The organism is Nocardia sp. CA-135398, assembly GCF_050955845.1.
In the GTDB taxonomy this organism is placed as follows: Bacteria; Actinomycetota; Actinomycetes; order Mycobacteriales; family Mycobacteriaceae; genus Nocardia.
This window is the reverse complement of sequence record NZ_CP192084.1, coordinates 6,867,694-6,888,440: the sequence shown is the minus strand read 5'-3', so window position 1 is coordinate 6,888,440 and position 20,747 is coordinate 6,867,694. Positions and strand designations below refer to the sequence as shown.

At 65.5% G+C, this 20,747-nt stretch carries 18 protein-coding genes; 13 read left to right on the top strand and 5 right to left on the bottom strand.

The window, feature by feature from the left end:
• Positions 1–51 precede the first annotated feature (51 nt).
• Positions 52–1,122, bottom strand: a complete 1,071-nt coding sequence (locus ACQP1T_RS30675; RefSeq protein WP_433756512.1) for a M48 family metallopeptidase — start codon at positions 1,120–1,122, stop codon at positions 52–54.
• Positions 1,123–1,228: 106 nt separating this feature from the next.
• On the opposite strand from ACQP1T_RS30675, the gene ACQP1T_RS30670 reads away from it, so the two are divergent.
• From ACQP1T_RS30670 to ACQP1T_RS30630, 9 genes are all read left to right on the top strand, one after another.
• Positions 1,229–1,318, top strand: a complete 90-nt coding sequence (locus ACQP1T_RS30670) for an Ms4533A family Cys-rich leader peptide (RefSeq protein ID WP_324188356.1) — start codon at positions 1,229–1,231, stop codon at positions 1,316–1,318.
• Positions 1,319–1,483: 165 nt separating this feature from the next.
• Entirely contained in the window at positions 1,484–2,542 is a 1,059-nt protein-coding gene (locus tag ACQP1T_RS30665; RefSeq protein ID WP_433756511.1) for a sulfate ABC transporter substrate-binding protein, read from the top strand.
• Positions 2,543–2,674: 132 nt separating this feature from the next.
• Entirely contained in the window at positions 2,675–3,475 is an 801-nt protein-coding gene (cysT, locus tag ACQP1T_RS30660) for a sulfate ABC transporter permease subunit CysT (RefSeq protein WP_433762429.1), read from the top strand.
• Entirely contained in the window at positions 3,472–4,278 is an 807-nt protein-coding gene (gene cysW, locus ACQP1T_RS30655) for a sulfate ABC transporter permease subunit CysW (protein WP_433756510.1), read from the top strand. Before cysT ends, cysW begins: the two co-directional genes overlap by 4 nt.
• Entirely contained in the window at positions 4,275–5,270 is a 996-nt protein-coding gene (locus ACQP1T_RS30650; RefSeq protein WP_433756509.1) for a sulfate/molybdate ABC transporter ATP-binding protein, read from the top strand. The genes cysW and ACQP1T_RS30650 overlap by 4 nt, the downstream gene beginning before the upstream one ends.
• 281 nt (positions 5,271–5,551) lie before the next feature.
• Entirely contained in the window at positions 5,552–6,262 is a 711-nt protein-coding gene (locus tag ACQP1T_RS30645) for a hypothetical protein (RefSeq protein ID WP_433756508.1), read from the top strand.
• A 502-nt stretch (positions 6,263–6,764) separates the two neighbouring features.
• Complete coding sequence (locus tag ACQP1T_RS30640) at positions 6,765–7,877, top strand: Hsp70 family protein (RefSeq protein ID WP_433756507.1); 1,113 nt, start codon at positions 6,765–6,767, stop codon at positions 7,875–7,877.
• 127 nt (positions 7,878–8,004) lie between these two features.
• Positions 8,005–9,009: an AurF N-oxygenase family protein gene (locus ACQP1T_RS30635; protein WP_433762428.1), complete on the top strand. Its 1,005-nt coding sequence runs from the start codon at positions 8,005–8,007 to the stop codon at positions 9,007–9,009.
• Position 9,010: 1 nt separating this feature from the next.
• Positions 9,011–10,594, top strand: coding sequence for an FAD-dependent oxidoreductase (locus ACQP1T_RS30630; protein ID WP_433756506.1), 1,584 nt, complete (start codon positions 9,011–9,013; stop codon positions 10,592–10,594).
• Between the two features lie 155 nt (positions 10,595–10,749).
• Here ACQP1T_RS30630 and ACQP1T_RS30625 read toward each other — a convergent pair whose 3' ends face one another.
• Entirely contained in the window at positions 10,750–11,511 is a 762-nt protein-coding gene (locus ACQP1T_RS30625; protein ID WP_433756505.1) for an SDR family NAD(P)-dependent oxidoreductase, read from the bottom strand.
• A 588-nt stretch (positions 11,512–12,099) separates the two neighbouring features.
• On the opposite strand from ACQP1T_RS30625, the gene ACQP1T_RS30620 reads away from it, so the two are divergent.
• Together ACQP1T_RS30620 and ACQP1T_RS30615 are read left to right on the top strand one after the other, a co-directional pair.
• Positions 12,100–14,283 carry an Hsp70 family protein gene (locus ACQP1T_RS30620; protein ID WP_433756504.1) on the top strand — a complete coding sequence of 728 codons (2,184 nt, stop codon included), beginning with the start codon at positions 12,100–12,102 and terminating at the stop codon, positions 14,281–14,283.
• Between the two features lie 846 nt (positions 14,284–15,129).
• The gene (locus tag ACQP1T_RS30615) at positions 15,130–15,939 is read left to right on the top strand and encodes an HAD family hydrolase (RefSeq protein ID WP_433756503.1); all 810 of its coding nucleotides are present in this window, start codon (positions 15,130–15,132) and stop codon (positions 15,937–15,939) included.
• Between the two features lie 388 nt (positions 15,940–16,327).
• On the opposite strand, the gene ACQP1T_RS30610 is transcribed toward ACQP1T_RS30615, so the two are convergent.
• On the bottom strand, positions 16,328–16,726 hold the full coding sequence (locus ACQP1T_RS30610) for a VOC family protein (RefSeq protein ID WP_433756502.1): 399 nt from the start codon (positions 16,724–16,726) through the stop codon (positions 16,328–16,330).
• Positions 16,727–16,815: 89 nt separating this feature from the next.
• On the opposite strand from ACQP1T_RS30610, the gene ACQP1T_RS30605 reads away from it, so the two are divergent.
• Entirely contained in the window at positions 16,816–17,763 is a 948-nt protein-coding gene (locus ACQP1T_RS30605; RefSeq protein WP_433756501.1) for a helix-turn-helix transcriptional regulator, read from the top strand.
• Between the two features lie 153 nt (positions 17,764–17,916).
• Here the strand turns inward: ACQP1T_RS30605 and ACQP1T_RS30600 are convergent, their stop codons facing one another.
• Positions 17,917–18,603: an SGNH/GDSL hydrolase family protein gene (locus ACQP1T_RS30600; protein ID WP_433756500.1), complete on the bottom strand. Its 687-nt coding sequence runs from the start codon at positions 18,601–18,603 to the stop codon at positions 17,917–17,919.
• 8 nt (positions 18,604–18,611) lie between these two features.
• Positions 18,612–20,012: an MFS transporter gene (locus ACQP1T_RS30595; protein ID WP_433756499.1), complete on the bottom strand. Its 1,401-nt coding sequence runs from the start codon at positions 20,010–20,012 to the stop codon at positions 18,612–18,614.
• A 104-nt stretch (positions 20,013–20,116) separates the two neighbouring features.
• On the opposite strand from ACQP1T_RS30595, the gene ACQP1T_RS30590 reads away from it, so the two are divergent.
• Positions 20,117–20,731 (top strand): TetR/AcrR family transcriptional regulator, encoded by a 615-nt coding sequence (locus tag ACQP1T_RS30590; protein WP_433756497.1) that lies wholly within the window; start codon positions 20,117–20,119, stop codon positions 20,729–20,731.
• The last annotated feature ends 16 nt before the right edge of the window (positions 20,732–20,747 follow it).

Here is a 20,747-nt window from a genome sequence, read left to right as displayed (position 1 = left end):
CTGCGGCTCGGTGCTTTTCGTGCATGGATGCTTTCGTTCGATTGGTGGTCGTTACTCGTCGGATTCCCGATCGGTCCCGCTGCGCCAGTCATTGAAACGCTTGCCGATTTTGGAGACGGTTTCGCCGACCTCGTGCCCCACTGTGTTCACCGCGGATCCGACATCGCGACCGAGACTCCGTACGGTGCGGATCAGCGGATCTTCCGACTGGTCGAAGTTCTGCCGATAGGTGCGCGCGGCTTCCTTGATCTCGTCGCTGATCTTGGTGTGCTTATCGTGTTCGCGGCGCGGGTAATCCCCGCCGAGCATGCGGTTGTATTCGCCCGATTGGATCCAGCGGCGCAGTTCCGCGGCGCGCAGCACCGAGAACGGATGGCTTTGCAGTTCCAGGTTGAGCAGCTTCAGGACACCGTCGCGCAGATCACCGGAGCGTTCGTAGTCATCGGCCTGCTGCAGGAACGCACCGTGGTTCATCTCCTTGATCCAGGTGCCGCCAGCGGTTTTCATATGCACCCGAACCGATGCCTCGACGTCCTGCCCGCACAGCAGTCCGGCCCGATCCCCGGACAACTCGGACTTGCGGCTCCACTCCATCAGCGCGGCGACGATCGCGCGCAATGCCCAGCCACCCACCGGCACCCAGCCCAGATTGGCCGAAATGCGCAGCAGATGCATGAGCATGGTGCGGTACACCGCATGTCCGGACAGTGCGTGCCCGATTTCGTGGCCGACGATGAAGCGCAGCTCTTCGGTGTCCATCAGATCGATCAGTCCGGTCGTCAGCACGATGAACGGCTGGTCCATGCCGATGGTGAAGGCATTCACCTGCGGGCTCTGCAGAACGAACATCTCGGGGGTGATGCGCGCGTCCAGGACTTCCACACAGTCCTGTCGCAACTGGTGCAGGGAACGGAACTGGCGTTCGTCCACGCGGACCGCGGTCGCCAGATAGAGCAGCCGGTGCTGGCGTTCCTGCAGTAGTCCCGACAGAGTGCGCAGGACGGTGTCGAAACCGGCGAGCGAGCGCAGCGTCACCAGCGCGGTGCGATCGGCGGGATGCTCCCACGCACGGGTGCTGATTTCGGGGAACCGGGTGCGAACGCGATCCGGGCTGGTAGTCATGGGATGAAACCCCCCTCTTCCAGGAACTTTGTCGGTATTTGCGGTCTGCAAGCGGATAGCTAGCGTTGATTCGAGCCGGTGGCATTTCCTCTGCTACAGTCTGCCCGTGTCTTCGAATGCCGTCCCGCAGGTCCGCCATGAATTGGCGTTGATCGCTGTCGGCAATCTCGCGGTCGCGGACATTCTCTGTCGCTGATCGGCGCCGGGCGCTGCTGCGCATCCATCTTCTCCAGACTGGCGCGCAAACTTTTTCGCAGCAGTGTCCGTATCCCCGACCTTCGGTCGACAAGTCGCGCCCCGCAGTTCTACCGACGCGACAATTAGTCCACGTCGCGGCGGAGCACAAGGAAAGGTTCCACCCATGTCACCCAGGTCCTTGCTCCTCGGATCGTCCCGATCGCGCCGTCGCCCGGTGATCGCCGCGCTGACGGCCGTCGCCGCCGTCGTGCTCACCGCGTGCGGTGGCGGAGCGAGCGACACGGTAGGCGGAGGTGGGCCCGACGGCAGCGGCGGCACCCTCAACCTCTACGCCTATGCAGTCCCGAAGCCCGGTTTCGACAAGGTCGTCCCGGAGTTCAACAAGACGGATAAGGGCAAGGGCGTCCAGATCAACGGCTCCTATGGCGCGTCGGGCGATCAGTCCCGCAAGGTCAAGGACGGCGCCGAGGCCGATATCGTCAACTTCTCGGTCGAGCCCGATATCACCCGCCTGGTCGACGCCGGTCTGGTCGATCCGAGCTGGAATGCCGACGCCACCAAGGGAATTCCGTTCGGCTCGGTCGTCGCGATCGTGGTGCGCAAGGGCAATCCGAAGGGCATCAAGGACTGGGACGATCTGCTCAAGCCGGGCGTCCAGGTCGTGACTCCGAACCCGTTCAGCTCGGGCTCGGCCAAGTGGAACCTGCTCGCGCCGTACGCCGCCAAGAGCGACGGCGGCAAGAACCCGCAGGCGGGCCTGGATTATCTGAGCCAGCTCATCTCCAAAGAGCATGTGCAGGTGCAGCCGAAGTCGGGCCGTGAAGCCACCGAGACCTTCCTGCAGGGCACCGGTGACGTGCTGCTGAGCTACGAGAACGAGGCGATCTTCTCCGAGCGCAACGGCGACCCGATCGAGCACATCGTGCCGCCGACCACCTTCAAGATCGAGAACCCGGTCGCGGTACTGAAGAACAGCAAGCATCTGGACACCGCGAACGCCTTCCGCGACTTCCTGTTCACCACCGCGGGCCAAAAGGCTTGGGCCTCCGCCGGATTCCGCCCGGTCGATCCGAAGGTGGCCGCCGACTACGCCAAGGACTTCCCGACTCCGCAGAAGCTGTGGACGATCGCCGATCTGGGTGGCTGGAAGACCGTCGACAAGGACCTGTTCGCTGCGAACACCGGCTCCGTCGCGGTCATCTACGACAAGGCCACCAAGTAGTTCGGTGATCTGAAACACACGGGATACTGGACGATTGTGACTGACAGCAGCAGCGCCGGGATCGGGCATGCGCCCGGTCCCGGCGGCTCCGAAGACGCCGCCCCCAAGGCACCCGGCCGGACCTGGTCGTGGCTGCGGGTAACCGGTTCGGTGGGTCCGCTCGGCATCGCCACCGCGGTGCTATGGCTCAGCATCATCGTGCTGCTACCGCTGGCCGCGCTGACCGTCACCTCATTCGATGACGGCTGGTCCGGGTTCTGGGACGCCGTTACCGCACCCGCGGCCATCGACTCGCTGCGCATCACGGTGCTCGTCTCCGTGGTGGTGGCGATCATCAATGTGGTGATGGGCACGCTGATCGCCTGGGTGCTGGTCCGCGACGAGTTCCCGGGCAAGAGCATCGTCAACGCGCTCATCGACCTGCCGTTCGCGCTACCGACGATCGTCGCGAGCATCGTGCTGCTGTCGCTCTACGGTCCGCAGAGTCCGATCGATATCCACCTCAACGCCACCCAGCCCGGCCTGGTGGTTGCGTTGGCATTCGTCACGCTGCCGTTCGTGGTTCGCTCGGTGCAGCCGGTGCTCATCGAGGCCGACCGGGAGGTCGAGCAGGCCGCGCTGTCCCTCGGCGCGGACAACTGGACCACCTTCCGCCGCATCGTCTTGCCGACGCTGGCGCCCGCCATCATCAGCGGCGGTGGCCTTGCCTTCGCCCGCGCCATCGGCGAATACGGTTCGGTGGTGCTGATCGGTGGCGCCATTCCGCGCAAGACCGAGATGGCCTCGCAGTACATCCAGAAGCAGATCGAGATCGATCGACCGGTGAACGCCGCGGCGGTCTCGGTCGCACTGCTGGTCATCTCGTTCGCGACCCTGCTGGTGTTGCGGCTGTGGGCCGAGCGCACCGCGCGCAAAGAGCAGGAGGCGCAATGAATCTGTCCTGGCCGACCCGTATTTCGCTGCGCGTGGTTGCGCTCGGCTATTTGTTCATCCTGCTGGTATTGCCGCTGATCATCATTCTGTGGCGCACCTTCGAGAAGGGGATCGGCGCGTTCATCGACTCGGTCTCCACGCCCGCGGCGATCTCGGCATTCCAGCTGTCGATCCTCATCGTGGCGATCGTCGTCCCGGTGAATGTCATCTTCGGCATCGTCACCGCGATCGCCCTGGTGCGCGGCAAGTTCCCGGGCCGCACGCTGGTGCAGGGCATCGTGGATCTGCCCTTCGCCGTCTCGCCGGTCGTGGTCGGTGTCGCGCTGATCCTGCTGTGGGGGGCGGACGGCTGGTTCGGCGGACTCGAAGACGTCGGCTTCAAGGTGATCTTCAATCTGCCCGGCATGGTGATCGCGACGATCTTCGTCACGCTGCCGTTCGTGGTGCGCGAGGTCGAGCCGGTGCTGCACGAGATCGGCGACGATCAGGAGCAGGCCGCCGCCACCCTCGGCGCGTCCCGCTGGCAGACGTTCTGGCGGATCACCCTGCCCGCGATCCGCTGGGGTCTGACCTACGGTGTCGTGTTGACCGTCGCGCGTGCCCTCGGTGAATTCGGCGCGGTGATCATGGTGTCCTCCGCGCTGCCGGGTAAGTCGCAGACACTGACCTTGCTCGTACACGGTCGATACATCAACGACCACAACACCTTCGGCGCATACTCCGCCGCGACCCTGCTGATGGGCCTTGCCCTCGTAGTCCTTCTGTTGATGACCCTCCTCGAACGTAAGCGGGGCACCAAGTGATCACCGTGACCAATGCGAAGAAGAACTACGGTTCCTTCGCCGCCCTGGACGATGTCAGCATCGAAATCCCGTCGGGAGAGCTGACCGCCCTGCTCGGCCCATCGGGTTCGGGCAAGTCGACGCTGCTGCGCTCGATCGCGGGCCTGGAATCGCTGGACTCCGGCGTCGTCGCCATCGCGGGCAACGATGTCACCCACATACCGCCGCAGAAGCGCGATATCGGCTTCGTATTCCAGCATTACGCCGCGTTCAAACATATGACCGTGCGCGATAACGTGGCCTTCGGACTCAAGATCCGCAAGCGTCCCAAGGGCGAAATCGCCAAGCGCGTCGACGAATTGCTCGGCATCGTCGGTCTCGACGGCTTCCAGCACCGCTATCCGGCCCAGCTCTCCGGCGGTCAGCGTCAGCGCATGGCACTGGCTCGCGCGCTCGCCGTCGACCCGCAGGTGCTGCTGCTCGACGAGCCGTTCGGCGCACTCGATGCCAAGGTGCGCGCCGATCTGCGTACCTGGCTGCGCAGACTGCACGAGGAGGTCCATGTGACCACCGTGCTGGTCACCCACGACCAGGAAGAGGCGCTCGATGTCGCCGACCGGATCGCGGTGATGAACAAGGGCCGCATCGAACAGGTCGGCAGCCCGGAGGATGTCTACGACCGGCCCGCAAACGAATTCGTGATGTCCTTCCTCGGCGCGGTGGCCCGGCTCAACGGACATCTGGTGCGTCCGCACGATATTCGCGTCGGCCGCGATGCCAGCATGGCGCTGGCCAAGGACGAGGGCACCGCGGAATCGGCGGGTGTCACCCGCGCCACCGTGGAACGCGTTGTGCACCTCGGTTTCGAGGTGCGTGTCGAGTTGCGCAATGCCGCCACCGGCGATCTGTTCGCCGCCCAGGTGACTCGCGGTGATGCCGAGGCGCTGCAGCTCAGCGATGGGGAAACCGTATACGCGCGTGCCACCCGGATTCCGGAACTGCCTGCGGGATAAGGGACCTGTTCGATTCGCGGCGCGCTCCGCTACCGCCTGCGGGCCCGTCGCGCACGCCGCGAATTCGAGTCCGCTATGGCAACGGATTCTGTATGCGCGAAATCCGTGGCCATTCCTGGCGTGTCGAAACCGAACTCCGGTTTCCGCGTCTCATATTGTGCTGAATGCGAAACACACGCTAGTGGGTTCCGGTGATTTATCGGAACGTAATCCGATGTGAGCATTCGCAATGGTCGTCGAACGCGGCCCGTATGCGGGCGGCGGGAAGTTGATCGATCACCATGTCAATTCGAAGACAGATGTTTCTCGCGCTGGCCGGTGCCAGCGCGGCGGTGATAATCCAATCCGGTCCGGCAATCGCCGCGCCACCAACCGGAACGCCCGCAGTGCGCGCACCGGATGGCCCGGTTATCACCGAGATCCCCGTGGACTCGTCCGAAGTGGCCACATTCGGTCCGGAATCGGTGGGGAAGCCGATCCCGAACTCATATGTCGGTCTGACTCGGGCGCAGTTGGTACCGCACGGAATCCAGGGCGAGCAACGGCATTTCACGCCCGATCCGGAGCAATGGGATAACGCGCGAACGATTGTCGAAGTGATCCTGCGCCGCGATATGCCCGCCTATGCGGCGGTGATCGCGCTTTCCACCGCACTGCAGGAATCGCTGCTGCGCAACCTGACCGAGGCGGTCGATCACGACTCGCTCGGGGTGTTCCAGCAGCGACCCTCCGCAGGCTGGGGTACGCCGGAGCAGCTCACCGATCCGCGTTACGCGACCGAGCGATTCCTGGACGCACTGCTGGTCCACGCCCCGGACTACCAGGCGATGCCGCTGTGGCAGGCGGCGCAGGCCGCGCAGCGCTCGGGCTTCCCGACGGCGTACGCGCGGTGGCAGGAGCAGGCCGCACAGATGGTGTCGCGGTTGCTCGGGCCGCGGCAGGGGCCGGTGCGGCGGGCGGCGAGTGGCCAGGCGATGCTGGGGTGTTGCTGATCAGTCGCCAACGGCCGCAATGGTTTTGATTTCCCGCACCGGAATCGCTCGCGAATTCCGGTGCGGGAAATCGGAACTCGTTGCTGGAGCGGGCGCTTCCGGCCGATCGCGGACTGGTCGGTATCGAGACCGTTGCGGATCGGCTCGCTGTGGCCTGTTCGGCAATCTCTGTTGAGATCTGTTTTCGCATGTAAGAACCTGTATCGGTCAGCGGTACGGCACAGTGGCCACTGGCTGGCAAACGACAGCAGGGCATCGCTGAATTCCGACGCGCCGTAAGGAGAATCGGCTAGTGCATCGGCGCGTCGCGTCCCGTGCCAGGTGAACGGGGATCCGGGCTTTGCTATGCAACCCGTGTCAGTGGCGGCGGCATGCGGACAACCGTGTGTCCGGTGGTTGGCAGGCTGGTCGCGGAGTGGTTGCGTGAATAGGGTTCGAAGCAAATCGGCTCGGCGATCAGAGGATTGCGATGGCGGTTGGTCTCGGTTTGAGCATAGGCACGGTGAACACGGTTTCCGCTCTGGCGGAGGAGGGTTCGGCCAAGGCTCCACCCGGTCGCCGCTCCGCCGCCGAACGCTCGCCCGCCATCACCCGTCGCACCACCCTCACCTTCGACAGCACCGGAATGGCCAGGGTCGGCATGATTCCGCGGCACGGACGCGCCATCACCGAATTCGCCGATCTGAGTCAACGAAAGACCAAGCAAGCCAGGGTCGGGCACCGCGCGCTCACCGCGGCCGATCTGATCGCGATCGCCGCGGAATGTCTGATCACCGAGGCGCGTCGTGATCGTCGGGCGGCCGGGGCGGGGGTCATGCTGACACATCCGGCGGGCTACACCGAGGGGCATGTGGGGGAACTGCGCGCCGCGCTGGACGCGATCGGCCTGAGTCATGTCGAGCTGGTCGCCGAACCCGTCGCGGCGGCCACCTGGCTCGAGGTCGAGCGCGGTCCGCTGATGCCGGGCCTAGCCCTGGTCTATGACCTAGGTGGGGCCAGCCTGGATATCACCCTGGTGCGGGTCGGCGCGGGTTGCCCACGCAATCCGATTGTCGGCGTGCCGATCCGTTCGTCGGACTTCGGTGGGCGTGCCTTCGGCGCGCTGGTCGCCGCGCGGGCCGGGAACGGGACGGTGCCCGCCTCCATCTCCGGTGCGGTCACCGGTATCACCGCCGACGAATTGCGCACCATTCATATCCGATCCTCGTTGAAGCTGGTCTATCGCTGCCTGCGGATGGCGGATGTGACCATGGCCGATGTGGATTGCGTGCTGGTGGTCGGCGGCGCGGCCCGTCCGGTCGAGGTGGCCCAGGTGCTTGCCGATGAACTGGCGCGTCCGGTGATCACGGCCCCGGATCCGGAACGCACGATCGCCGACGGCGCCGCCATCCTGGCGCGTCGCGCCGCCGCCGCGGACGAGGATGCGACCGGACATCATCATCGGCGCAGAGTACGCGGAGCGACGACGCGCGCCCTCTTACTTTCCCGGCGCACCAGGCGCCGCTTGACCCGGGTGGCGATCGCGGCGGGGATGTCGGCCGCTGGAGTGGCGCTCGCGCTGGCGCTGCCCGCCGACACGGTGGTCGCGGGATTGTCGCAACTCGGGTTGCGGTAAATGCAGACCCGGCGGCGTACCGCAGCGCCGCCGGGGATGCCGATCGTCGGTCAGGTTGACGTGACTCCTCGTAGGTGTAACTATGGGATACAGTAAACGTGTCCCACGAGGAGAGGCAGTGACGACGATGTCTACAGCCGTGACGCCCGCAGTCGATCCCGACCTGGCGAAGGCGCAGGAGTATGCCGCCAAGCTGCTGCTGCTCTCCGAAGGTTCGGTGAACAAGCATTTCGACCCGTTCGAGGACATCGACTGGAACAATCCGGATTTCGCCGCCGACGCCGGTGAAGAGCGCTGGGTGCTTCCGGTATCCGGTGATGCGCTCGGTCGCCACCCCTGGTACCAGGCGCTGCCGCTGGAGCGGAAGATCGCGATCGGCAAGTACCGCCAAGCCAATGTCGCCAAGGTCGGTCTGCAGTTCGAATCCATCCTGATCAGCGGCATGGTGACGCACAGCTTCGGCCTACCCAATGGCTCGCCCGAATTCCGCTACTGCTCCCACGAAATGATCGAGGAGCACAACCACACCCTGATGTTCCAGGAGATGGTCAACCGGATCGGCATCGACGTTCCCGGCATGGGCCCGCTCGTGCGCAAATTCAAGTACATCGGTGCGCCGGTGGCTGCCCTGTTCCCGAATCTGTTCTTCATGGCCGTGCTCGCGGGCGAGGAGCCGATCGACCACATTCAGAAGGCGATCCTGCGCTCGGGTGAGGACGTGCATCCGATCATGCGCGGTGTGATGGCGATTCACGTCGCCGAGGAGGCGCGCCACATTTCTTTCGCGCATGAATTCCTCAAGCAGCATGTGCCCGAGAAGAATGCGGCCAATAAGCTGGTGCTTTCGATCGTTATGCCGATCGTCATGTTCATCCTCGGCCGCTCCATCTACACCCCGCCCCGGTCGTTCTTCAAGGAGTTCGATATCCCGGACGAGGTGCGCAAGGAGTTGTTCTACGGCTCGAAGCAGGCCAAGCAGGAGTTCAGCGATTTCTTCGGCGATGTGCGCACGCTGGCCAACGACATCGGCCTGATGAACCCGATCGGTAAGGCGGTCTGGAAGCTGCTGAATATCGACGGCCACACCACCCGCTACCGCTCCGAGCCGCTGCGCTCGGCCAAGGCCGGTTGACGTGCCGTACGTCGTCACACAGTCCTGCTGTAGCGACGCGTCCTGCGTCTACGCCTGCCCGGTCAACTGCATCCATCCCACGCCCGACGAACCGGATTTTCTGACGGCGGAGATGCTGTATGTCGACCCGCAGGCATGCGTGGACTGCGGCGCTTGCGCGAGTGCGTGCCCGGTCGATGCCATCACCTCGTCGAAGAAGCTGACCGACGAGCAGAAGCCGTTCATCGAGATCAATGCCGACTTCTATCGGCAGGCGCGTCCGCGGCCGCTGCTGGCGAAGCCGGTGCCCGCGGCCGAGATCCACACCGATCGTCAGCCGCTTCGGGTGGCGATCGTCGGATCCGGACCCTCGGCCATGTACGCGGCCGATGAATTGCTGACCCAGCCCGACGTCACTGTGACGGTGTTCGACCGACTTCCGGTACCCCACGGACTCGCCAGATACGGCGTCGCGCCGGACCATGCCAAGACCAGGCAGGTCAACAGGCTCTTCGATATCATCTCGGCGCAGCCCGGTTTCGAGTCGTACCTGAATATCGAAGTGGGCAAACATATTTCGCACGCCGAACTGCTCGCGCACTTCCATGCGGTGATCTACGCGGTCGGTGCCTCCTCGGATCGTAAGCTCGACATTCCAGGAGAAGGGTTGGCGGGCAATGTATCCGCCACCGACTTTGTCGCCTGGTACAACGGGCATCCGGATCATGCCGGGCGCACCTTCGATCTGTCGCAACGGCGGGCCGTCATCGTCGGCAATGGCAATGTGGCCCTCGATGTGGCGCGCATTCTGGCCAGCGATCCGGAAACCTTGGCGGGCACCGATATCGCACCGCATGCGCTGCAGGCACTGCGGGAGAGCAAGATCGAGGAAGTCGTCGTGCTCGGTCGGCGCGGTCCGCTCGAATCCGCTTTCACCGTTCCGGAATTCGTCGGGCTGCTCGGCGCGGACGTCGATATCGCCATCGCGGGTGAACTGCCTGCGGTGACCGACGGGCTGCCGTACCAGGTCGAGCAGAAGCTGCGGTTGCTGCACAGCGTGGCCGAGCGGCCGTTCGGTGCGCGCAAGCGGATCGTCTTCCGGTATCTCGCCGCGCCGACCGCGATCCTGGGCACCGACGAGGTGACCGGTATCGAGGTGAGCCGCAACGAACTCGTCGCCGATCCGGATGGTCGCGTTCGTGCGGTGGCGACGGGGGAGACCGATCGGTTGGATGCCGGGCTGGTGCTCACCTCGGTGGGGTATCGCGGTGTCGCCTTGCCCGGCTTGCCATTCGACGAACAGGCCGCCGTGGTCCCGAACCTGAACGGTCGCGTGCTGGAACAGTCCGGTGGTGCGGTGCTGCCAGGAACCTATGTCACCGGCTGGATCAAACGCGGTCCCACCGGATTCATCGGCACCAACAAATCCTGTGCGCAGGAGACGGTTCGGCAGTTGGCCGATGATTTCAATGCCGGGCGGATGGGTGAACCCGCTGGAAACGCCACGGATTTCGACCACATGGTGCACCGTCGTCGGCCATCGGTCGTGGCCCGCCGAACCGAGGAGCGGACCGGTATCGTGCGCCGTCTGCTCGCCCGCGTCTGAGCGGCGCATGCACGCCCATGTCGCATTCGTGCTGTGTAACGGATTTCGACGCACGCCGACATGGTGAATGCGCGGTAGGTCCGTGACAACGGTCGGCACCTCGGCGCACGGCGACGCGATGAGGGCGAATGCCGGGCCGAGGTGCCGATTGGCGACTATTTGGCGGTGAACCCACCGTCGATCGCGAGTGCCGCGCCGGTGATGAAGCTGGCCTCATCGCTCAGCAGGTAGGCGCAGAACGATGCGATCTCCTCCGGCGTGCTGATCCGGCCGAGCGGATGCAATGCGGCGACGGCCGCCGCACCCTCGGACGTCGCGCCCATCGAATTGCGGAAAGCTGGCGTGTCGACCGCGCCGGAGACCAGCGCATTGACGCGAACGCCCTGTTCAGCGGCCTCCAGCGCCACCGCGCGGGTCAGTCCGACGACACCGTGTTTGGCCGCCACATATGGTGCCACCGAACCCATGCCGACCACGCCGAGATTCGAGGCGTTATTGAGGATCGCGCCGCCGCCCGAGGCGATAATGGCCGGAACCTGGTGGCGCAGACCGTAGAACACGCTGGTCAGGTTGAGTTCGAGATCGGCCCGCCACCCTGCCTCGTCGATCTGTTCGACCGGGCCGAACGCATTGACGGCGCCCGCGTTGTTGAATGCCGCGTCCAGACGGCCGTATTCGGTGAGTGCCGCCTGCGTCAGTCGGGCGACTTCGTCCTCGACGGTGACGTCGGTCGATACGAAGATCGCCCGGCCGCCCGCCGCGCGGATATCGTTCGCGACCTGCTCGCCCGCGTCTTTGCCACGAGCGCCGAGCACCACTGCCGCGCCCTCGGCCGCCGCTCGCACGGCCACCGCCTTGCCGACACCCGAGCTCGCGCCGGTGATGAGCACGACCTTGTCCGCGAAACGTGTTGACATCGTCGCCGAATTCCCTTCTCGTCCTTGCTATTTCATACCGATGACGTGGTGCTGGACCTCGGTTCGTCCGAGCGCCCGCTCATCGCTGAATCCAGTCAAGCGGTGCAGGGGTGAGGATGCTGGCGAAAATCAGCCGTTGCGTTTGATGTGTCATATTTCTGCGATTGGCACGCCCGTGCCATGAAATCTGCAGCGCTGGCAACAATTTGGTTACCGACCAGTCGGTGTGGGTTGTCGGTTCTGGGCGGTTGTATTGCGTAAGGCGAATCGGGGCTTCGGTTCGAGTTACTGCGTGATAGCGGAATCTGGCTTAGCGCAGCGGAATCGGGGCTTCGGTCGCGAAACGCCGAACGTCCAGGGGTCTGGATGAATCTTTATCGTGCGATCTAGCTGGGAGTTTGAAACAGAGTCAACGGAAGTCAAACGTTTCATATCAATTCGACATCCGAATCGATCCGGCAGCAGCTAACCTGTGGGGGCTGTTTGGGAAGCGACCGCGGCCACACGGATCTCCTGTGTGATGGACGTGGTCTCGGTGCGTTGACGGGATAGCGAATGACTACAGGTCTGGGCTTCAGCATCGGTTCAGTGAACTCCGTATCCGCCATGGTGACCGGCGAGCGACCGTTATCGTCGGTGCGGACGCGCCGCACGGCGGTGACCTTCGACAGTGCGGGCGGCATCCGAATCGGGGGAATCCCCCAATTCGATATGGCGGTAACGGATTTCGCCGATCTGGCGCGTGACCCCGAGTCGGTCGTCGTGGGAGGTCGACTCTGGTCGCCCGCGAACCTGGTCGCCGCCGTGGTCAACGGCCTGCTCGAATCCTTCCCGCCGACCGCGGGAGCTGTGGCCACCTATCCCGCGTGCTATTCCGATAAGCAGCTGTCACTGCTGCGGCAGGCATTGAATCTGGCCGGAGCCGTGGATGTGCTGCTCGTACCCGAACCCGTCGCGGCGGCGGAATGGCTCGAACAGGAACGCGGACCGCTGGAGTCCGGATTCGTGCTGGTGTACGACCTCGGTGGGGCCAGCCTCGATGTGTCCATGGTTCGGGTCGGGCCGGACTGGGACGACCACCCGATCGTCGGAAAGTCCGTGCGCTCATACGATTTCGGCGGTCGGCCGCTCGGTTCGATGATCGCGCGCTATGCCCGGGTCGCCGAACCCGGCGACAACGGGTCGATGCTGCAGATGACCTCGATCGTCGATATCACGAGTATGCGCGCCCAACACATCCGGGATTCCCTCGACGTGGTGCACGAATGTGTGGAATCGACGGGGCGGTGCCTGTCCGATATCAGCTGCGTCCTGCTGGTCGGTGGCGCCACCCGCCCCGTCGAGGTCGCGCGCACCCTCGCCGAACTCGGTCGACCGGTGGTGATGTCGAGCGATCCGGGGCAGACCGTCGCCGTCGGCGCCGCCGGGTACGCGGCCCGCACCTTCGCCCCGCTGTCGATCGGTGGTCGGCATCGAGCGCCCAAGGTCGCCGTATTCTCCAGTGCCGCAGTGGCATCCGCGGTGGCGGTATCGGCCGTCACGGTATTCGGCGGACCGGACATATCGCCGATGCCATCCCTGGTGGACGCCTCGCCGGGCAGCTTCCCGATGGAAAATCTACTTTTCGAGCCCGATGTCGAGGCGCTCGCCGATGCAGGTTCCGCTGCCGTTGGTTGGGCGACCACCATGGCGGGCTTCGGCTACTCCGGTCGACCGGCCTACGGGGTCGCACCCGTCGCCCATACCACGCCGATCGGTCCATCGGTCGGGCCCTCGGTAGCCGAGGCACATGGCGGACGACATAGTGAACCACGCAGTGCGGCACCGCATTCCGGTGGTGTCACCTACGCCAACCCGGCGCAGTTCCTGAACCCGCTGCCCTTCATCCAAAGTCCACCGGCAACGCCTGCCGCGCCCGCCACCGGCACGCCTATTCCGAGCGTCAGCCTTCCGGGTTCGATTCCCGCCCCGCCCAATTCGGCTCCTCCCGGTACCGGGACGACCCCGGGTTCCGCGACTCCGGCGTCTGGCGGCAACTCGACTGGCAACGGTGTGCCAGGCACGACAGTGGGCGAAACACCCACCGGGACTGGGACATCGGGCGGAACCGCTTCGGGCGGTAGCGGGTCCGGCGGCGGTACGGGTGATGCGTCCGGCGGTGTGACTTCGGGTACCAGTGGTTCGACGGCGGGGGATTCCACCGGCGGTTCGTCGAGTACATCGGGCGGCTCGACAAGCACCGGCACGTCAGGCGGTTCGTCCGGTGGTAGCACGTCGGGGGGTTCGACGAGTGGTGGTGCGTCGGGCTCGACAGGTGGTGGTGCGTCGGGAGACTCGACGGGGGGTGGTGCGTCGGGCGGCTCGGCGGGTAGTGGCGCGTCGGAAGGCTCCACGCATGGTGGTGCGTCGGGTGGTGGTGCGTCGGGCGGCTCGGCGGGTAGTGGTGCGTCGGGCGGCTCGGCGGGTAGTGGCGCGTCGGAAGGCTCCACGCATGGCGGTGCATCGGGAGGCTCCGCCAGTGGTGGTAACTCGGGAGGCTCTGTGAGCGGGGATACGTCGGGTGGTTCGATGAGCGGGGGTATGTCAGGTGGTGCGACGAGCGGCGGCACGCTCGGCGGTTCGACCGGTGGCGGAACCAGCGCCGGTTCGACCGGAGGCACCTCGTCCAACGGTAGGTCTTCCGGCGGAACCACTTCCGGCGGGACCTCACCCGGCGGCACCTCCTCACACGGCTCGGGCGGCTTCGGTGGTGGTGGGGGTGTCCGCAGATAGTCCTCGGTAGTATTTCTCGGTGCTCGCAGCGCCTTCGCCAGCATGAAGGCACGCAGCCGAACCGCGACCGTCCTTTTCGCGCGAGCCGCGGCCGAGCACGGAGCTGACGTCGGCGAGACGGGTGGTCGCGACGGATCACTCCGGCGACGTCGCTGAAATCCGTTCGTCCGTACGGTGATTGGTCTCGCTCTGGAGGGCGGCGTAACGCATGCCGTGGCATTCGAACTTTCGGACGTGCCCGTGCAGGGTGCGATTCCCGAGACGAGTGCGGCATTCGGGCCGTCGGTTCGTGGGCGGTCGGTTCGTGAATGCTGTGGCGGCTACAGATCTGGCGTTTCGTGGCGAGGTGGTTGCCCAGACTTGGGGTGCGGCGATGGCTGAGGCGAAGTGGGTGAAAGTCGCTGACTGCGCAGCCGATGGTGTGCTGCGTCCGACCGCGACGTTCCGGTACGGATCTGCGTCGTCGGCAGATTCGCAAACCTTGTGGCGCTGGTAAATGCGCGAATTCCGAGATGGGGTGCGGCTGTTCGTGCCTCCGGTGCGAAGTCGCGCTCGCGGCGGCATTGGTGCCGGTGGCACTTCGTGCCGAGATCTTGAGGGGGGATGAGCAGTGTGAACGATCACCGGCGCAGGGGCGGCGGTTGGGTGAAAGTCGCTGGTCTGGACGGCTGTTGGTTGCGCGGCGGACTGCCACGTGACTTTATAGACCCGCACTGTTTGTCGGGATTCGCACTTCTAGCGGCGATCGTAAGAGGTGCGGTTCCACGAAGAAGTGCGGCTGTGGACCTGCGGGGGGCGGGACACATTCGGACCGGTCGAATTTCGGTGACGCCGAGTGCCATAGCGATGCACAATGGGTTGGTGGTACACGGGGGACCTCAGCTTATTGCGCTGGATGTCGATGGAACGTTGCTGCAGACGGGATCGCCGGTCAGTGGACGGGTGATCGATGCTGTGCGGGCGGCAGTGGGGGCGGGGGCGCATGTGGTTGTGACGACGGGGCGGACGTTGATGACGACGCGGCCTGTGCTGCAGGAGCTCGGGCTGGTCGATGGACATGCGTTGTGTTCCAACGGCGCGGTGCACATCGATGTGGCGAAGGGGGAGCCGGTGGCGGTGCAGACCTTCGATCCGGGTCCTGCGGTCGCCGCCTTGCGTGCACTGTTTCCGGAGATGATCTTCGCGGTGGAGAAGGTCGGCATCGGCACCTGGGCGACGGGGGCGAGTCCGGGTGAATTCTCGATCGGCGAATACGTTCTCGTCGATGACGGCGCATTGAGCAGCGAGCCCACCCCCCGACTCAATGGTTGGTGGCCCGACGGTTCGCTGGAGGAGATGCTGCGCCTGCTCACCCGACTGCGGGTACCGGATGCGAGCTGGGTGCACGGCGAATTCGGCCCATGGCTTACTGTTTCGCGCCGCGGCGTGTCCAAGGGTTGGGCATTGGAGCGACTGCGCACCGCACTCTGCATCCCCCGCGCCGCGACCCTCGCCATCGGCGACGGCTACAACGACCGCGAAATGCTGCACTGGGCAGGACATTCCGTCGCGATGGCGAATGCACCGAAGGAGGTCCGCACCTGGGCCGACGAAGTCGCCGACGATGTCGCCGACGACGGCGTAGCCAAAATCCTGGAACGCTGGTTCGCCCACTGACCCGGACCAATGATCACCGTGCGCTAGTGGCGGCAAACGTCGAGAGACCCCGCGACCAGCGGATTCTCGTGCAGACAACCTCGGGTGGGACACCCGTGCTATGCGTTCGTGCGGTAAGCGGAGTCTCGGGTGGCGTCGTGAAAGGGGTGGGCAATCCGAGAATGACCGCCACCAATGCATTCTCGGGGCAGGGTATTCGAGTTGTGGCGTTGTGGAGGGGAGAACCCGCGGGCAATCCCGCCACCTTGCCATCTCAGGGCAGGGCGAACCTCGGGGGCTCACGAAGCGGTGCGCAGACCCCGAGAGCGCTTGTCGCCAAGCGTTCTCGGGGCGAGGTATGCGTTGGGGGAGGAGCGGGTAATCCGCGAACGCTCCGGTAGGGCGGGCCTTAATCGCGGGCGAGAATCTCCAGGTAGTGGGGGTTCTGCATGATCCCGAGGATGTTGCCGAAGGGGTCTGCTACGGAGGCAGTGATGAAATCTCCGTCGCCGCGCGGGGTGATCGGCTCGTACTCCTTGGCTCCGAGGGCCAGAAGCCGGTCGAAGCTTGCCTGCACGTCGTCGACATGCCAGTGCAGGATGGCGCCGCCGGGTGCATTCTGTGCACCGGCGGGTGCGAATTTGCGATTGATGATGCCGAGTTCGTGCTGGTAGTCGCCGATGCGGAACTCGTAGTAGCCGCCGGGCACCGCGTAGTACGGGGCGAGGCCGAGTACCTCGGTGTACCAGTCCTTCGCGGCCTCGACGTCGTCGGCATAGAACGAAACGGTGGCCATTCCTCGCAACATCTTGGTCTCCTCTGATCGGGGTCTGTGTGATCCATGATTCCGTCTAAAGTGCTCACCGAATGAGCACTTTTTTCGGGAGAATTGTGTTCATGCGAGCAGATCGATTGGTGGCCACCCTTTTGCTGATGCAGAGCCGCGGACGTGTGACGGCCGCCGAGATCGCCGCCGAACTAGAGGTTTCGGTCGCGACCGCGCGCCGCGATCTCGAGGCGCTCTCGGCCGCCGGAGTTCCGGTCTATCCGCAGCCGGGCCGCGGCGGCGGCTGGTCGCTGGTCGGCGGTGCGCGTACGGATCTCAGCGGGCTGACCGAACCGGAGGCTCGCGCGCTGTTCCTCCTGGCCGGACCGGCCGCGAACGCGGTACCCGAGGTCAAATCCGCATTGCGCAAGCTGGTGCGCGCCCTCCCGCAGACCTTCCGCACCGATGCGCAGGCCGCGGCCGAGGCGGTGGTGATTGATCCGGCACGCTGGGGTGAGCGCGATCAGGCCCGGCCGCAGCTCGTCGAATTGTTGCAGCGCGCGGTGGTAGAACGCCGCAAGGTGCAACTGATGTATGAGCGGGCGGGGGAGCGCACCCAGCGCGTCGTCGACCCGTGGGGCCTGGTCGACAAGGACGCCATCTGGTATCTCATCGCAGGCACCGACCGTGGCCGGCGCACCTTCCGCGTCGATCGCATCGTCGATACCGCGATCACCGATGAAATGGCCCACCGCCCAGCGGATTTCGATCTGTCCACGGCCTGGGCGGAGGTCGTCGGCGAGGTCGAAAAACATCGAGCCGCCACATCGGCCACCGCGCTCATCGCATCGCAACTACTGCCGATTCTGCGCAAACAGCAGGGGCGACACTGTGCGGTCGACGGTCCGGTCGCCGACGGACGCGTCCAGGTCCGCATCACCGCACCGACACCGCGCATGATCGCCCAGCAGTTGGCTGGCTGGGGTGCCGAAATCGAGGTGCTGGCACCGCGATCGGTGCAGGCGGAGTTGGCGGTACTCGGTGCCGAACTCGTCGATCGATATGCCCGCATTCACTAGGGATTCGGCGTTTGCGAGCGCCGATCAGGTATCCGGCTCGGCAGTTGCCAGCGCTGAGAAGGTGCCGCACTCGACGGTCGCAAACGTCCAGGGGCAGACCGCCGGGCCACGTCCGAGCAGATCAGCTCGGCCGCGGCCCGGTGCCGGTTTCGATCAGTGCGCGGGTGCGGGGAGCAGCCCGTGCAGTGCGCGCACCATTTCGGTGGCCACCACCGCGTGCCCGCTCATTGTGAAGTGGATGAGATCGGCGCTCATCAGATCCGGTCGCAGCCGCAGCGGATGGTCCCAAAACTCAACCAGCACGGCGTCGTAACGCGCGGCCAATTCGCGGGTGATGTCGTTGAGCGCCGACATCCGTTCCCGCATCGGGCGCATCGCCGCCATCCGTTCCACCTCCCACACATCGGCGAGGGTGAAGGTGCTCAGCTGTGCCCCGCTGCGGGCCAGTGCGTCGAAGATCGCGTCGAGATTCGCGCGCAACTCGTCGAGATTGCCGCCGGGAGTGAACAGATCGTTTCCGCCGCAGCTGATATGCACCAGGTCCGGCGCGAATTCGAGCACCTGCGGCAGCTGGTCGGCGCGGACCTGTGCGGACGTCGCGCCGATCCGGCCGGTATTCAGATATGCGAGAGCGGGATTCGCCGCGGTCAAGACCGCGGCGACGCGATCTGCCCATCCGGCGGTGTCATATCCGGGACTCGGATCGCCGACACCCTGGGCGATGGAATCGCCGAGTACCGCATAGCGCTGCCATGGCGCGTCGGCGAGCAACTCGACCGCGGCGGTGCTCAACAGCAGCATCGGATCGTTGGCTTCGGTGCGAATATCGTTGTGTGTCAAGGTGACTCCTAGCTCTGAGCGGGAACGCGCACCGGAATCGCGATGACCAATGCGGACGCGACACCGATGCCCGCGCAAACGGCGAACAGCGTGTGGAAGGCGGTCAATGCATCGGCATTGGCGGCGAATACCGCGGCAAGCACCGCGACGCCGAGCGCGCCGCCCACCTGTCTGGCGGTCAGATTCATGCCGATTCCGGCCGCGAAGCGTTGCGGCGGAAGCGAACTCGCGGCCGCTGTACCGAGCACCGTCACGACGATCCCGACGCCGCCACCGCCGAACAGCCCGGCCGGAACCCACGCCGACCACAGAGCCGGTGTCGTCCCGAAGGCATCGGTGCTCATCCAGACATTGGTGCCGGTAAACATCAGCGCCCCGAGGACGCCGATCCAGCGCCGGGTGCTCGGCGCCGTGACGCGACCGGCAATGGTCGCGGTCACCATCGAGGACACCGCGCCCACCGTCAATGCGGCGGCCGAGCCGAGCACCGAGTACTCCCAGATCGCATCGAGGAACAGCGGTCCGGCGAGCAGCCAGGCGAACATGGTCGCACCGAAGACGAACGAGGCGGCATTGGCCAGCGCATAGGGCCTGCTCTGCCACAACTCGACCGCGATGGCCGGATCGTGGTGGCGCGCGGAGCGAATCAGGGCGGCCAGGATCAGGACTGCGCCGACGCCGAAAACGGCGAGCGTGCCGGGTGCGGTCCAGCCCCACCGCTGCCCCTCGGTGACACCGGCGACCACGCCGCCGAGTCCGAGGGCAATGGCGATGGTCCCGATCGGGTCGGGTAGCGCGCTGCCGGGCTGGCGGGTGTCGGGTACCGGAATGCGCAGCGCAGGCGCGATCAGCGCGATCGCCACCGGGATATTGATGACGAATACCGCCCGCCAGCTGAATGTCTCGACCAGCGCGCCGCCGATCGCCGGACCGACCACGGCGGCGAAACCGCCTGCGGCGGACCAGGCTCCGATGGCCGCGCCGATCTTTTCGCGCGGGGTGACGGCGAGGACGAGTCCGAGCGCGGACGGCACCATCAGTGCGGCCGTCGCCCCTTGCAGCAGGCGTCCGGCAATGAGCCAACCCGCGGTGGGAGCGAGTCCGCACAGCAGCGATGTCACGGCGAAACCGACCAGTGCGATCAGGAACAGCCTGCGCCGTCCGAGGGTGTCGGCGAAGCGGCCCGCCGGGGTGAGCAGTGCCGCGAAGGCGATGGCATATCCGCTTACCACCCAGGTCAGCGTGGTCGTCGCGGTGCCGGGAAAGTCGCGGGCGATGGAGGGAAAGGCGATATTGACGACGGACAGATCCAGGAAGGCGATGAACGCCGCGCCACAGGCGATGACGAGCGTGCGCACGGCGGCCTTCGAGGTCGGCGGACTGTCGGTCCGCTCGGACACTTCGGTCATGGGGAGATCCTTCGGTGAGGCGAAATGTAAACGTACGACCGTTCGTGCAATAAAAGTACGACCGTGCGTTCGTATTTGCAACCCGAAGGTGGGACAATGGCGACATGGCAGAGTCGACAACCACCGCACAGGACACCGATCAGCGCCTCGCCAAAGGCGCCCGCTCCCGAGCCTCGATTGCCAGACATGCCGCCGACGTCGCCTCCATCGAAGGGCTGACGGGCTTGAGCATCGGCCGCCTCGCGACCGATCTCGGCATCAGCAAAAGCGGCATAGCCACCCTGTTCGGTACCAAGGAAGCGCTGCAGGTCGCGGCGGTGAAGGTGGCCCGTGAGGCCTTCGTCGAGCGAGTGATCGCGCCCAGCCTGACCGAACCACGCGGCCTACCGCGCCTGCGCGCCATCATGGATCGCTGGTTCGACCACATCACCGAACCGACATTTCCGGGCGGTTGCTTCCGGGTGGCCACCATCGCCGAATTCGACAGCAGGCCAGGCCCGGTCCGCGATGCCATCGCCGAGGATCACCGCGAATGGCTCGACTTCCTGGCCAAGCAGATTCGGCACGCTCAGGAAGCGGGCGATCTCACCGCCCGCGACGCCGATGCCATGGCTTTCGAATTCGACGCGGTGATCAGCGCGGCCAATACCGCCCAGCAGATGGGCGATGATCGCGGTGTCGCCACCGCGCGCACCATCGTGAACGCGCTGCTGGGCTGAGAACTGCTGCGGCGCA